This window comes from Mycobacterium sp. IDUB_37, assembly GCF_055419245.1.
This window is the reverse complement of sequence record NZ_JBVAXG010000001.1, coordinates 225610-238653: the sequence shown is the minus strand read 5'-3', so window position 1 is coordinate 238653 and position 13044 is coordinate 225610. Positions and strand designations below refer to the sequence as shown.

Sequence of the window (13044 nt, the reverse complement as noted above, 5' to 3'; positions counted from 1 at the left end):
CGGCTTACGGCACGGGCCAGACTTTCCGGAGTAAGTCGGCCAGTTGAAGGGTCACCTGGCCAAGCATCAACTGCACCTCCGGTCGCTGATCCGGCGGCAAGGCATCGATGTCCCGCTGCACGATCGTCGACTGCTGGCTCAGCTGGTTCAGCTGCTGCTGCCGCTGCGCCGGGCTGAGGCTGTCCCAGTTGGCATGCAAGTCGGATGTTTGCTGCTGCAGCTGTTGAACTTCCGCCCTGGGGTCCGCATAAGCGGGACTCGCCGTCACCAAGGCGGTAGCGACAAGGGCAGCGATGGCTATCGATTTGAACCTCATGAAAATGTCTTCCCTCCGCCGGTGAGCCTCCAGGCTGCCGCGTCCCACTCATCCGATGTTTGCGAGTTTCTTGCGAAACTCTTGCGCCGGCTCACCAAGGCGTAGTTACCATCGGCCATGGCCGCTCCGAATTTGCCGCCGGGCTTCGATTTCACTGATCCCGACATCTACGCCCATCGACTGCCAGTGCAGGAGTTGGCCGAGCTGCGAGCCTCGGCCCCGGTCTGGTGGAATGCGCAGCCACTCGATCAAGGCGGGTTCGGTGACGGCGGCTATTGGGTGGTGAGCAAACACCGCGACGTCCGGGAGGTCTCGCTGCGCAGCGACGTGTTCTCGTCGTCCGCGAAATCAGTGGTGCCGCGCTACCGGGAAGACCAGGCGCAAGGCCAGATCGAGGCTGGACGGGCGTCGATGATCATGATGGACGATCCCGAGCACAGCAGGCTGCGCAAGATCGTCGCACGTGGATTCACCCCACGCGCCATCGAACGGCTGCGCGCCGACCTCGCCGAACGCGCGCGAATCATCGCCGCCCGGGCGGCCGCGCAGGGGTCCGGCGACTTCGTCCGACAGGTGGCCTGTGAGTTGCCGCTGCAGGCGATCGCCAGCCTGCTCGGGGTGCCCGAAGAAGACCGCGACAAGCTGTTCGACTGGTCGAACCAGATGATCGGCAGCGACGATCCAGAGTTCGCTGAGCACGACTCGCTGACCTCAGCGGGCGAAATGATGTGGTATGCAATGCAATTGGCGGCCCGGAAGGCTAAGGATCCTGGCCTGGATATTGTGACGACGTTGATCGAGGCCGACGCGGACGGTGCCCTCTCCGAAGCCGAGTTCGGCATGTTCGTGGTCACCCTGGCGATCGCCGGCAACGAGACGACCCGCAACTCGATCACGCACGGGATGATGGCCTTCACCGAGTTCTCCGACCAGTGGGAACTGTTCAAGGCGCAGCGCCCCAAAACGGCCGCCGACGAGATCATCCGCTGGGCCACGCCGATCACCTCGTTTCAGCGAACCGCCGTCACCGACACCGAACTCGGTGGAGTCGCGATCAAGGAGGGCCAGCGACTGGTGATGTTCTACCGATCGGCCAACTTCGACGAAGACGTCTTCGACGATCCGTTCGCCTTCAACATCCTGCGCAGCCCCAATCCGCACGTCGGGTTCGGCGGTACCGGAGCGCATTACTGCATCGGCGCCAACCTCGCACGCATGACGATCGACCTGATGTTCAATGCGATCGCCGACACCACGCCGGACCTGACCGCCTTGGGAGAGCCCGAGCGGTTGAGGTCGTCGTTCATTACCGGAATCAAGCACTGGCAGGTTGATTACGGGAGCAAGTGACGGCGTCATTCGGGTTCGTCGTCATCTTCGAGTGCCAGCAGTTTCTCCGGGTGGTGGAACGTGTTGATGCGTGGTTGTCCGTGATCGAGGTGGGCTGGGGGTAGCCATTCGGTCTCGCCGCCGGCGTTGGTGCGGGTGGTCCAGCCGTTTTCGGCTAGTTGGTTGTGGATTCCGCAGGCCAGGGTGAGGTCGGTGATGTCGGTGCGGTGGGTGTTGGTCCATCCGGAGACGTGGTGGACTTGAGTGTGGTAGGCGGGGGCGTCGCAGCCGGGCATGGAGCAGCCAAGGTCTTTGGCGTAGAGCATGATTCGTTGTGCCGGTGAGGCGAACCGTTTGGTGTGATACAGCGCCAGCGGCTTGCATCCATCGAAGAGTGCCAAGTAATGATGTGCGTGGCCGGCCCAGCGGATCACATCCGACATGGGCACCACGGTGCCGCCTGCGGTGACCGCTCGGCCGGTGGCTTTCTCGAGTTCTTTGAGGGTGGTGGTGACCACGATGCTCACCGGCAAGCCGTTGTGCTGACCCAGGCTCCCCGAGGCGAGTAACCCCCGTAGCCCGGCCAGCAATCCGTCGTGCTGGCGCTGGGCCTGGCTGCGGGTATCGCGGCGCACCGCCGCCTGATCCGGGGCGCCATCCACAACCGGGGTCTCATCCTCGGGGTTGCACGCTCCGGGCGCCGCCAGCTTGGCCCACGCCGCCTCAATCGCGGCACGCAACTCCGGTGTGATCAGGCCGCTGATGCGCGACATGCCGTCGAATTCCTGCTTACCGAGAATGATTCCGCGTTTACGGGCACGTTCCTCATCGCTGTAGTCGCCATCGGGGTGCAACAGATTCATGAGCTGTTGGGCGTATGTGGCTACCTGTTCGGGGCGGTAGTCGCGGGCTTTGCCGGCCAGGTCGGCTTCGGCGGCTTCGCGGGTGCCGGGGTCGACCGTGGCGGGTAGGTGGGCGAAGAAGCCGCGGATGACTTTGATGTGGGCGTCGCCGATCAGGCCGGCGGCTTGGGCGGCGGCGGTCGCGGTGAGCAGCGGCGCCAGGATTTCCCCGGTCAGGGCGCGGCGCGGGCCGAGATCGTGGGCTTCGGCGACGCGGCGGCCGGCGTCGGCCTTCGTGATCCGCAGCCGATCAGCCAGCGCGGCGGGCAGGGTGCCGCCGAGTTCTTCCTTGGTGGCCTGGGCGGCGAGCTGGTTGAGCAACGCGTGCTGGGGTGTGCGCAGTCGGCGGGCCACTCGTTCGAGGCGTTCCATCGCCCGCATCCGTTCCGGAGTGGTGAACGCATCAAAACCCAACGCGCACAGCGAATCCACGTCGGCATCGAGTGCGTCGAAGACCTCCACGATCTCCTCACGCGTGCTGCACGACATACCTGAATTCTATGAGAGGGCACTGACAACAATTCTCGGTCGATTGAGCTAGAAGCACAGCAGCACAACATATTTCGCTCACAGCGAAACGCAGTCTTTCGGTCGGTCGTCAGGGCACGCTCTTGTACACATCTCACCGCGTGTCGCATACCGACACGCGCCCTCGACGTTCATGACGCGCGGTACACCCGCCCACGCGCTTCCCGCACCCACAGCACACCATCCCCCGCCGTCGACCCTTCCTTGATCAGGTCGCGCTTGAGGATCTTGTTGGTCGCGGTTCGCGGCAAGGCGGCGTTGATCCGAACGTATCGAGGCCAGGCCTTCGGCGACAAGTCCGGCTGAGCTGTAAGGAACTCGCCAAACCGACTGGGCGGCAACACTGCTCCTGGATTGAGGACGATCGCCGCCATCACCTGATCACCGACCTGTTCGTCCGGAACGGCATACACGGCAACATGGTTGATCTCCGACAAACGCTGCAGAACACGCTCGATCGGACCGGCGGCCAGGTTCTCCCCATCCACCCGCATCCAGTCCGCGGTGCGCCCGGCGAGATAGATCCAGCCGTCAGCGTCCCGGTAGGCCAGGTCCCCCGACCAGTACATGCCGTGCCGCATCCGCTCGTCGGTGGCGGCGGAGTCGTTGTAATAGCCGGTAAATCCGCCGGCACCGTAGGTGTTGACCAGTTCGCCCACGGCATCGTCGAAATTGGCCAGCGCGCCGTGTTCATCGAAAACCGCTGTGGCGCATTCGGTAACAGTCTCCGACTTATAAACGCTGACGCCCGGGTAGCCTCGGCCGATCGAGCCCGGCGGCGTGCCGTCTTCGCGCATCACTACTACGGCGAACTCGCTGGATCCGAAGCTGTCCACCACCCGGCATTCGAAACGTCTTGCGAATTCTTCGATATCGCGCTCGGTGGCCTCGTTGCCGAAGGCCGCCCGTAGTGAATTGTCCGCGTCGTCGGGTAGCTCCGGGGTAGCCAGCACCAGCGCCAGCGGCTTGCCGACGTAGTTCAGATACGTGACGCCATAGTGCCGAATGTCGGCGAGGAACCGCGACGGTGAGAACTTGGCCGGCACCATCGCGGCACCGGCGGCGATCGCCACTGACCAACCAGCGGCCACTCCATTGGAGTGGAACAGTGGCATGGCCAGATAGCAGACGTCATCGGACGTCAGCGCGAACCGCTCGACCAGGCTGGCCCCGCACATGACCCCCATCGCGTGCGCGAAGCGAACCGCCTTCGGGTCACCACTGGTGCCGGAGGTGAAGATCATCACCACCGGATCAGCACCGCCGACCTCCCGCGGCACAAGCGGTTTCGCACTGGCGACGCCGTCGCGATACCCGTCGCCGTCTACATTCAGGACTGTCGCGTCGTCGAGATCGAGGCCGTCCAGCAGCGGCAGGTGTTCGCTGTCAACCAAGACCAATTGGCAATCGGCCCTGTGAATGTCGGCCGCCAGACCTCGACCGCGGCGGGTGGTGTTGATGCCGCAAAGCACGTACCCGCCGAGCGCGGCCGCGGCCATCGAACGCAGCATTGCCGGAGAATTGCCGAGTAGCGCGCCGACGTGCAATGGGGCGGTCGGACCCGCCAAGGTCAAGAGATAAGCCGCCTCGGCAGACGCCTCACGGAGATGCTCCCGCCAGGTCCAACTTCGATCGCCGTGCAGCACCGCGACGGTGTCGTCTTCCATGCGCGAACGCAGCAGTTGCTGAATGGTTTCGAACACAATCAGTCACCCTCAGCGGGCCGGTAGCGCAACAGTGTGATCGGCTGATCGTCAACGTCATAGAACACCGGGGAAACCCGCATGCCGATTCGGATGTCTTCCGGTTCGACATCGACCAGTTCGGTGCTGATCCTCGGGCCGACATCCCACTGCACGACAGCGAGAAGTTGTGGCACGTGCTCCGACCATGGCGGTCCGGTCGGGCGGCGCGCGACGGTATAGGTGTACAGCGTTCCGGCACCGTCGATTTCGCGCCATTGGAGATCATCGGCGAATGTCCCGGGGGCCAAGGTGCGCGGATAGAACACGTACTGACCTGACGACGGCGAGTACTGGATCACGATCCGGTGCTCGCGCAGCGCATCCCAGAACGGTCGGGACACCGGCGTCGACTCGGGCATAGGACGGGGTTGGCTCATGTCAGTCGCCCCCCAATATCAGCGCGACCTGCTCACTCATGATGCCGCCATTGCCCGTCACGAACGCTGAATTGCATTCACCCACTTGCGCTTCGCCGGCGCGGCCCATGATCTGCCGGGTCCCGTCGACGACATGATGCATGCCACCGGCCATTCCCGCCTGGCCGTAGGAAAGTTGGCCGCCCGCAGTGTTCACCGGGAAGTCGCCGCGAAACGTGAGGTCGTGCTCGGTCAACCAGTGCATGCCCTCGCCCTTTCCGCAGAATCCGGCATCCTCCAAAGTCATCAGCACCGTGATGGTGTAGCAGTCGTAGATCGACGCGACGTCGATGTCAGAGCGCTCTCGCCCCGCCATGGCGAACGCCTTCTCGGCTGCCCGGGCGATCGGTGTGTGCGTGAGATCGTCTGCGTAGGTTGGGGTTTTGAATCGAATGTGTTCACCGAATCCTTGGATCCAGACGGGTCGGTGGCGGCTTTGCCGCGCTATGTCGGCATTGGCGATCAGGACACCGGCACCGCCCTGGACCCGCATCACCGTCTCGAGCATGTGAATCGGGTCGGCGATCACCGGACTGGCCAGCACGTCCTCCACGGTGAGCGGCTTTCCGTGGAACACCGCACCCGGATGCGCGCACGCGTTGGTCCGCTGGTGCACCGCTATCCGCGCCAATGCCGCTGCGTCGTAGTTATATTCAGCTGCATACCGCTGCGCGATCTGGGCATACGGTGCGTTCTGGCCGACGTTGCCATACGGAATCTCAAATTCGGCCTGCGGCGATCCGTAGTTGTTGCTCGATGCCCCGTACCAGCCGAGACTGCGGCCGGGCCGTTGCTCGGAGCGCGGAATTTCCAGTGAACCCGGAACCACCGCCAGCACCGCATCGCAAACGCCCAATTCGACCGCCGCCGCAGCACGCCATACCATTCCGGCGGCGGTCGCACCGCCGAGGTCCACCCGGTCGCCGAAGTCCAATGGCAAGCCGAGGTACTCCGACAGGGTGGCCGGCGCGAACATGTCCGACTCCGCGATGCCGTGGCACGACAATCCGTTCACCACAGCGGGATTCACCCCGGCATCCTCGATCACCAGCTTTGCCAACAACGCATACTGGTCCAGAGTGAAAGACGGCGGTCGGGTCTGGCGCCGCTCGGCTGGCAGTTCCGCGATGCCGATGATCGCCGCGTCGCCCCGCAGCCCGCTCACGAGTTGATCCTGCGGGGCAACGCAACGGTCGCCGTTCCCGGCATCAATACGTCGTCGCCGCGCCGGCACGCGATCTCCAGATCCACCAGCGCCTCGGTATCTGTGAGTCGCTTGCCGGTGACGACACCGCCGAAAACGAGCCCCTCACCTGGGTAGGCGATCGCCCGGTTCTGCGCCGAAAAGGCCACCAATCGGCCGGCGCCACCGATCCAGTCGGTGAGCGAACGCGACAACAACGCCGCTTGCAAGGGCCCGTGGACGAGCACATTGTCGTAGCCCTCGACGTCGCGTGCCCACTCCTTGTCGTAGTGAATGCGATGTCCGTTGTAGGTGGCGGCACTGAAGAAGAACATCTGAGTCTCGGTCACCGCTATCGTCAAAGCTGGTATTTCATCGCCGATTTTGACATCGTCGAAGTACACCTGCCCGGTCATGCGGGTCTGGCGATCATGGATGTGGTTGCCTCGGACACCAGCTCCCGGTGCTGATTGCGGTATGCGCTGCGCCACGTCACCAACACGAATCGCCCTGAGCGACCTTGCTTTTCCACGATCGACTCGATGGTACGCACCATCTCTATCTCGTCGCGATGGTAGGCAGGCTGGTGAAAGATGGTGTTCTCACCGCCGGCCATCCGCCGCGGCGCTCGCGGAAACGCCAGGCTGCCGGTCACCGCGCCAGACGAGCCGTCGGGTCGCAGGTCGCCAAGCGTCATGACGCCGAGGATTGCGTATTGCAGGTAGAGCGGCGGGCAGATGACATCACGGTAGCCCTGTGCCCGCGCGTAATCGGCGTCGAACCACAGTGGGTTGCGGTCGTCGATCGCCGCGGCCCAGCGCTGCCAGTCACGCTTGTTCACCTCACCGATTGCGGTGGCGACGACCGTACCGACCCGCGCCGCGGATTCAGCGTCAATCAAGCTGTCGTCAGCTGCCACTATCTACCTCCCAATTGATCTCGCCCTCGAGCCATCCCGCAGCGATATCGGCGCCGCCGTCCAATGTCGAAAACACCCGGGCCCGTTCGGAATAGAGGTGCAGGTCGGTGTCGAGGACATACCCCATCCCTCCGTGCAGTTGATGGGCGTCCAGGGTGATCTGTTTGACCGCGGCCGCGTGGATTCGCGCGATCGCCGTTTCGCGGGTGGCAACCCGACCACGACCGATCCAGAACACCGCCGACCGAGCGGCGAGTCTGGCCGCCGACAGCGCGATATGCATGTTCGCGACCAGATGCTGAGCGGCCTGGAAGGACGCGATCGGCCGCCCGAACTGTTCGCGCATCTTGGTGTAGTCCACCGTGCGCTGCAGCACGGCCTCGGCCACCCCGACCAGATCCAGGCACGACAATGCCACCGCCGCGTTGGCCACCCGCCGCAACTCGCGGTCGCCCAACCCCTCGTCGGCCAGAATGCGGCGCGGATCATCGACGACGACATCGTCGAAAGTGACGCGGAATGCGCGGTGGCCGCCCATCATCGGCAGGGGTACAGCAAAGATCCCAGGTGATCTGGCATCCAGCACAAACCCCATTGTGGCGCTTTTACTTTCGGCGGCAATGACGATGAGGTCAGCCAGATCGGCGTCCGCCACGAAATATGCGGTTCCATGCAGCCGCCATCGGCCTTCGGCGTCTGCATCGGCGCGTACCCCGGGGGTCAACTCCGCCGCATTGCGCGGGTTCCACAACGCGGTCGTTGCACGGGTGGCTCCGGAGGCCAGTCCGGGCAGCCAGGCCGCCCGGGATTCCGGTCCGCCCAGCCAGTCGACGGCAAGCGTTGCTAGCAAGGTGTTGTGAACGACCATGGGACACAACGCACGTCCCGCCTCCACCCAGAAGACACCGAGGTCCGTCAGCGCACCGCCAGAGCCGCCGAACTCTTCTCCGACCGCCAACCCGAGCACACCCGCTTCGGCGAGCGCCTTCCACAACGCCGGCGTGATGCGCTCGCCGTTGGGTTTGTGCAAGGCGCGCGCGAGGGTGGTCGGACACTGGGCGGCGAGCAGGCTACGACACATGGCGGCGAGGTCCCGTTCGTCCTGATCGGGTATCAGTCGCATGCGGTCACCGCCCGTAAGACGGCATGCCATAGCCACGCTGGGCAATCACATCCCGCAGCACCTCATTGGTGCCGCCGCCGAAACGCATCAGCGGCGACACCCGGTAGAGGCGCTCGAAATGGCCGTCCAGCGGAGCGTCGGGGTTTCGGTGCGCCAACAGCCCCTCCGGGCCCAGCAGGTCGATCGCCAAATCCGCTATCCGCTGGCGTAATTCACTGGTGAAGATCTTCTCGGAGCTGACTTCGACGCTGGGAATGCGTCCGCTGTCGAGCATCGATGCCGCTTCGTAGCCCATGAGTTTCGCGACTTCGACGTCGGCCTCGGCTTGTGCGAGGCGGCGACGGAACGCCGGTTCGTGCGCCGGCACCGACCCATCGCGTCTCGGCCCAGCAGCCAATGCCAACAGGTCATCCAGTGCCCGTCGCAGGTCGCCGGCGTTGGTCAGGGCACCGCGTTCCAGATCGAGGGCACCGGTGATGTAGGTCCAGCCATGGTTGACCTCGCCGATCAGATTGCCGACGGGTACCCGCACGTCGCGGAAGAACGTTTCGTTGGTGCGGTATCCCGACCACGCGTACAGCGGTCGGACTTCGACGCCGGGAAGGTCGATAGGCACCATGATGACCGAGATCCCGCGATGGCGCGGCGCATCGGGTTCGGTGCGCACGCACAGCCATTCGTGCGTGCTGCGCTGGGCGCCGCTGTTCCAGATCTTGGCTCCGGAGATCACCCATTCGTCACCGTCGCGCACCGCCCGGGTGCGCAGGGCGGCCAGGTCGGTCCCGGCATTGGGCTCGGAATAGCCGACGGCACAGGTGATCTCGCCCCTCGCGATCGGTGGCAAGAATTCGCTCTTGTTCTGCTCGGTGCCGTGTCGCATGATCATCGGCGCCACCGACGTGACCGTCAGGTCCGGTCCAGGCACACCCCAGTACTCGAATTCACTCATCAGCAGATGCTGGTGGGTGGCGGTCAATCCGAGGCCGCCGTACTCGCGCGGCCAGTTCAGCCCGAACCAGCCTCGTTCACCGATCTTGCGACGGAATGCCGCAAGCTCACCGTCACGGAACTCGAGGTCATGCGCAGCCATCTCGGCACGCAGCGCTGCGGTGACGTTGTCCCGGAGGAACTGTCGGACCTCCGTCAGCCAGGCTCGCTGCTCATCGTTGAGCTCGAAATCCACAACCTCGACCGTAGTACTAGCTTGTGGCTCGCGCCGGGCAGTCGACGGACTGCGGCACTGACGCGGCATCGTGGATGCCGCGAACGCTGACCCGGGCGCCGCGGTGCGGAATGAAGATGACGTGCTTGAGCTTGCGCCGTTCGCCGGCAGCGGTAGTGGTGTTCAATTCGGCGCGGCGCAGAATCTCGCGAAGCACCACCCGCATCTCAACCATGGCGAAGGTGGCGCCGAGACAGCGGCGGTTGCCGCCCCCGAACGGCAACCACGTCGTCGGGCTCAAGGTTGCCCCGAGCATCCGATCCGGATCGAATCGGTCCGGGTCCGGGTACACATCGGCGCTCGAATGCACCAGGCCCATTCCCGGCACCACCATGGTTCCCGCAGCTAGCCGGTATCCGGCCAGGTCAACTGGCTTGGTCAGCACCCGGCCGACGTCGAAAACCACCGGGCGAATCCGCAATGTCTCCTTGATGACGGCGTCCAGATACTCGTCTCCCGCCGAGTCGCCCGCCGCGCTGGCTTCAGCTGCGCTTACGGCTTTGGTCAAGGCGGCCGGGTGACGGGTCAGTCGCTCCAGCGCCCAAGACAGCGCGGTCGCTGTCGTGTCGTGCCCGGCTACCAGGAGGGTTATCAGCTGGTCACGCAGTTCACGGTCGGTCATGCCGGTCTCGGCATCGCCGGCCCGCACCAGCATGGCCAGCGTGTCCGTCCGCTCCGCCAGATCGGGGTCTGCGCGGCGGTCGGCGATCTCGGCGTACAACAACCGGTCCGCTTCGGCGATGCAGCGCCGCAGCGCGCGCCACGGGCGGCGGCGAAGCAGGTTCGGGTTGGTGATCGCCAGGCTCTCCCAGGGGCCCACATCGAGCAATTGCGGCATGATCGTCCGCAAAGCGGCCAGCCGGGCCTGGTCGCTGGCGCCGACGACGGTGCGCAGGATCACCTCGAGCGTGATCTCAGACATTCTGGGCGCCAACGCAAACGGCTTTCCGATCGGCCAATCGGCGATGTTGGCCGCAGCAATTCCTGCCATCAGTTCAGCTTGTCGGGCGACAGCCTCTCGATGAAACGGCGGCAGCATCATCCGGCGCCGGTCGCGGTGCGCGTCTTCGTCGATCACCAACAGCGAACTATCACCCAACAGGCCGCGCAACATCCGGTTGGCTTCCCCGGCATGAAAAACACTCGGATCGCCGGCGAACACGGTCTTGATGTCTGCCGGGTCAGACACGTACACCATTGTGCCCAGGAACGCGATACGCAGCGCGAATACGCTGCCGTAACGACGGCGACAAGCCGCGACAGTCGCCGCACCGCGGCCCATCATCAATGCGGCTAATATCCACCCGGGCAGCCGCGGTCCCGGTGGCCCGCCCGCAGATTTCCCCGTCGGCATTCCTCGATACTCAACGCGCGGCGAGTTACCGGAAGTCATAAGTCTCAGGCGAATTCGCATCCAATTCACCGGGGTTTACGCAGCATTGGCCACAGCGGCGCCGATTTGCCGGCCTGGATGGCGCCGAGCTCCTCGAACCCGTGGGCGGCATAGAGCCGCCGGTTGCGGGGGTTGGTTGCTTCAAGGTACGCAGGCAAGCCGTCGCGGTCGCAGCGCTCCGCCCCGTGGCGGAGCAGTGCTGAGCCGAGCCCACCGCCAATCTTGGTCGAATCGACACCGATAAGTGGGAGGTACCAATGGCGTTCAGTCGGGTGGTATTCGCCCATCTGCCCCAGGACGTCGAATACGTCTTCCTGTTCCGGCTCGGGTACGGCTTCGGCCAGGATGGCCGCCGTTGCCTCGTCGTCGGACCCGACGCCGGGCGGCAGCCACATGGCGACACCTCCACAGTCGTCGATCGAGTCTGCTGTGCCCGCCGCGACCGCATTCCCGGCGAGTGCCCGTACAAACCAGGGCCAGTACGTCAAATAGCGACCGGCGTCGGGAAAGACCCAGCGGGCTACCGGATCGCTGCTGAACGCGATGGTGAGCGTCGCGATCGCCTTCCCCTCGTCGGTCGCAGGGGTTGCGCCGTTTCCGTCAGGAGTCGTCATGTAATGACGATAGACAATGCGGCCCGGCCCGCCTCGCTAACTTTTTTCGAATTGAGTCGCCCAGCCTTTGGATAACTGCGGTTCATGTCTTGTGCGCAGCGGCAGAATCGCCCATTTCGGCATTGAAATGGGCGATTCCGCGTCCGCGGGGCGGGTTAGTCACCCCCAAGAGCTCAGTAGTAGTGACGGCGGCCGCCGACAGCGCGGCCCGCGGATCCCAGGAACGCCAAAATCGCTCCGACGACAAGCAAGATGACGCCCAGAATTACGAGAATGTGGCCGAAAGCGAAAGCCGGGATTACTGCGGGCAGCACAAGCCCCAGGACGATGAGAACAATTCCGAAGATGATCATGGTGAGCCTTTCTAGGTCTGGCGGTTTGCTTTGACGTGACTTCAGTTCACACCCCTAAGGGGGGATCCAATACACCCCTAGGTAGGTAATATCTGCTCCATGCCTTCTCCCACGAGCAACGCGATCACCGTGGCGCTCGTCGACGACTACGACGTAGTTGTCATGGGTGTCGCCAAAATGCTCGACCGGTACCGCGACCGGGTGATCGTCGCCGAACTCGACTCGACCATGCCCGTCTCCGACTCCGTCGACATCGTCTTGTACGACTCGTTCGCGCAACCGGAATCCGACCACGACGAAATCGCGGTTCTCGTCGCGAATCCGCATGCGCATCGAGTTGTGGTCTATACGTGGAACTTTCACCCGGACCTCATCGCCAGCGCGCGGCAGCACGGAGCCCACGGCTACCTGTCCAAGACGTTGCCGGCGCGGGATCTGGTGTCCGCGTTAGAGGCAGTGCATGCCGGCGAGACGGTCATCAGCGATGTGCCACCGCGCACACGTAGCGCCGTCGGGCTCGACTGGCCCGGCCGCGGCGAAGGACTCAGCGACCGCGAGGCCGAGATCCTGGCCCTCATCACCCAGGGCATGAGCAATGCTGACGTGGCCAGGCTGACCTACCTCAGCCCCAACACCGTCAAGTCCTACATCCGCACGATCTACCGAAAGATCGACGTCGGCAGCCGGACCCAGGCGGTCCTTTGGGGTGTGGAACACGGTTTTACTCCAGACCATCACCGCATCGAACACTGGCGCGGCGGCCCTTAGCGGTCAGCCAAGAGACCGCGGGCAGACGCGGAGTCGTATTGCTTTGGTCCGCAACGCTTTCAGTTAGGGATTCGACCTCAGCACCTTTGAAACACTGCAAGCGATGCGGCCCATGGGCAGTGGGTAAATCTCATCACAATCCGCGACCACCGGATAGAGCTAGCTCGTGACCATACACTTTCGATACCGCGTATGCCGTTGACAGCGCCCGGCCGGCGACCATACATTATCTA

14 protein-coding genes are annotated in these 13044 nt (G+C 64.2%); 2 read left to right on the top strand and 12 right to left on the bottom strand.

Going from position 1 to position 13044, the window contains the following annotated elements:
* Positions 1 to 4 precede the first annotated feature (4 nt).
* A complete protein-coding gene (locus ACZY1I_RS01090) occupies positions 5 to 364 on the bottom strand; it encodes a hypothetical protein (protein WP_463752446.1) in 360 nt (119 codons plus the stop codon).
* Between the two features lie 69 nt (positions 365 to 433).
* On the opposite strand from ACZY1I_RS01090, the gene ACZY1I_RS01085 reads away from it, so the two are divergent.
* Positions 434 to 1666 (top strand): cytochrome P450, encoded by a 1233-nt coding sequence (locus ACZY1I_RS01085; protein WP_463752445.1) that lies wholly within the window; start codon positions 434 to 436, stop codon positions 1664 to 1666.
* Between the two features lie 5 nt (positions 1667 to 1671).
* Here the strand turns inward: ACZY1I_RS01085 and ACZY1I_RS01080 are convergent, their stop codons facing one another.
* The 11 genes from ACZY1I_RS01080 to ACZY1I_RS01030 all read right to left on the bottom strand — a co-directional run bounded on the left by ACZY1I_RS01080 (position 1672) and on the right by ACZY1I_RS01030 (position 12043).
* On the bottom strand, positions 1672 to 3036 hold the full coding sequence (locus ACZY1I_RS01080) for an HNH endonuclease signature motif containing protein (RefSeq protein ID WP_463752444.1): 1365 nt from the start codon (positions 3034 to 3036) through the stop codon (positions 1672 to 1674).
* Positions 3037 to 3206: 170 nt separating this feature from the next.
* Positions 3207 to 4778 carry a fatty-acid--CoA ligase FadD1 gene (gene fadD1 / locus ACZY1I_RS01075; RefSeq protein WP_463752443.1) on the bottom strand — a complete coding sequence of 524 codons (1572 nt, stop codon included), beginning with the start codon at positions 4776 to 4778 and terminating at the stop codon, positions 3207 to 3209.
* 2 nt (positions 4779 to 4780) lie between these two features.
* Complete coding sequence (locus ACZY1I_RS01070; RefSeq protein WP_463752442.1) at positions 4781 to 5197, bottom strand: Zn-ribbon domain-containing OB-fold protein; 417 nt, start codon at positions 5195 to 5197, stop codon at positions 4781 to 4783.
* 1 nt (position 5198) lies between these two features.
* Complete coding sequence (locus ACZY1I_RS01065; protein ID WP_463752441.1) at positions 5199 to 6401, bottom strand: thiolase family protein; 1203 nt, start codon at positions 6399 to 6401, stop codon at positions 5199 to 5201.
* Positions 6398 to 6835 (bottom strand): MaoC family dehydratase, encoded by a 438-nt coding sequence (locus tag ACZY1I_RS01060; RefSeq protein ID WP_463752440.1) that lies wholly within the window; start codon positions 6833 to 6835, stop codon positions 6398 to 6400. The genes ACZY1I_RS01065 and ACZY1I_RS01060 overlap by 4 nt, the downstream gene beginning before the upstream one ends.
* The gene (locus tag ACZY1I_RS01055; RefSeq protein WP_463752439.1) at positions 6832 to 7338 is read right to left on the bottom strand and encodes a MaoC family dehydratase; all 507 of its coding nucleotides are present in this window, start codon (positions 7336 to 7338) and stop codon (positions 6832 to 6834) included. The genes ACZY1I_RS01060 and ACZY1I_RS01055 overlap by 4 nt, the downstream gene beginning before the upstream one ends.
* Positions 7328 to 8461, bottom strand: coding sequence for an acyl-CoA dehydrogenase family protein (locus ACZY1I_RS01050; protein ID WP_463752438.1), 1134 nt, complete (start codon positions 8459 to 8461; stop codon positions 7328 to 7330). Before ACZY1I_RS01050 ends, ACZY1I_RS01055 begins: the two co-directional genes overlap by 11 nt.
* A gap of 4 nt (positions 8462 to 8465) precedes the next feature.
* Positions 8466 to 9644, bottom strand: a complete 1179-nt coding sequence (locus tag ACZY1I_RS01045; RefSeq protein ID WP_463752437.1) for an acyl-CoA dehydrogenase family protein — start codon at positions 9642 to 9644, stop codon at positions 8466 to 8468.
* 16 nt (positions 9645 to 9660) lie between these two features.
* Positions 9661 to 11037, bottom strand: coding sequence for a cytochrome P450 (locus tag ACZY1I_RS01040; RefSeq protein WP_463752436.1), 1377 nt, complete (start codon positions 11035 to 11037; stop codon positions 9661 to 9663).
* Between the two features lie 65 nt (positions 11038 to 11102).
* The gene (locus tag ACZY1I_RS01035) at positions 11103 to 11690 is read right to left on the bottom strand and encodes a GNAT family N-acetyltransferase (protein ID WP_463752435.1); all 588 of its coding nucleotides are present in this window, start codon (positions 11688 to 11690) and stop codon (positions 11103 to 11105) included.
* A gap of 173 nt (positions 11691 to 11863) precedes the next feature.
* On the bottom strand, positions 11864 to 12043 hold the full coding sequence (locus tag ACZY1I_RS01030; protein ID WP_463752434.1) for a DUF6131 family protein: 180 nt from the start codon (positions 12041 to 12043) through the stop codon (positions 11864 to 11866).
* Positions 12044 to 12142: 99 nt separating this feature from the next.
* Between ACZY1I_RS01030 and ACZY1I_RS01025 the strand changes: the two genes are divergently transcribed.
* Complete coding sequence (locus ACZY1I_RS01025; protein WP_463752433.1) at positions 12143 to 12811, top strand: LuxR C-terminal-related transcriptional regulator; 669 nt, start codon at positions 12143 to 12145, stop codon at positions 12809 to 12811.
* Positions 12812 to 13044: the final 233 nt, after the last annotated feature.

Excerpts from the sequence above, each read along its gene's own strand:
- ACZY1I_RS01085 (WP_463752445.1), top strand. The coding sequence starts at position 434 with ATGGCCGCTCCGAATTTGCCGCCGGGCTTCGATTTCACTGATCCCGAC.
- ACZY1I_RS01080 (WP_463752444.1), bottom strand. The coding sequence starts at position 3,036 with ATGTCGTGCAGCACGCGTGAGGAGATCGTGGAGGTCTTCGACGCACTC.
- ACZY1I_RS01070 (WP_463752442.1), bottom strand. The coding sequence starts at position 5,197 with ATGAGCCAACCCCGTCCTATGCCCGAGTCGACGCCGGTGTCCCGACCG.
- ACZY1I_RS01060 (WP_463752440.1), bottom strand. The coding sequence starts at position 6,835 with ATGACCGGGCAGGTGTACTTCGACGATGTCAAAATCGGCGATGAAATA.
- ACZY1I_RS01050 (WP_463752438.1), bottom strand. The coding sequence starts at position 8,461 with ATGCGACTGATACCCGATCAGGACGAACGGGACCTCGCCGCCATGTGT.
- ACZY1I_RS01040 (WP_463752436.1), bottom strand. The coding sequence starts at position 11,037 with ATGCCGACGGGGAAATCTGCGGGCGGGCCACCGGGACCGCGGCTGCCC.
- ACZY1I_RS01035 (WP_463752435.1), bottom strand. The coding sequence starts at position 11,690 with ATGACGACTCCTGACGGAAACGGCGCAACCCCTGCGACCGACGAGGGG.
- ACZY1I_RS01030 (WP_463752434.1), bottom strand. The coding sequence starts at position 12,043 with ATGATCATCTTCGGAATTGTTCTCATCGTCCTGGGGCTTGTGCTGCCC.
- ACZY1I_RS01025 (WP_463752433.1), top strand. The coding sequence starts at position 12,143 with ATGCCTTCTCCCACGAGCAACGCGATCACCGTGGCGCTCGTCGACGAC.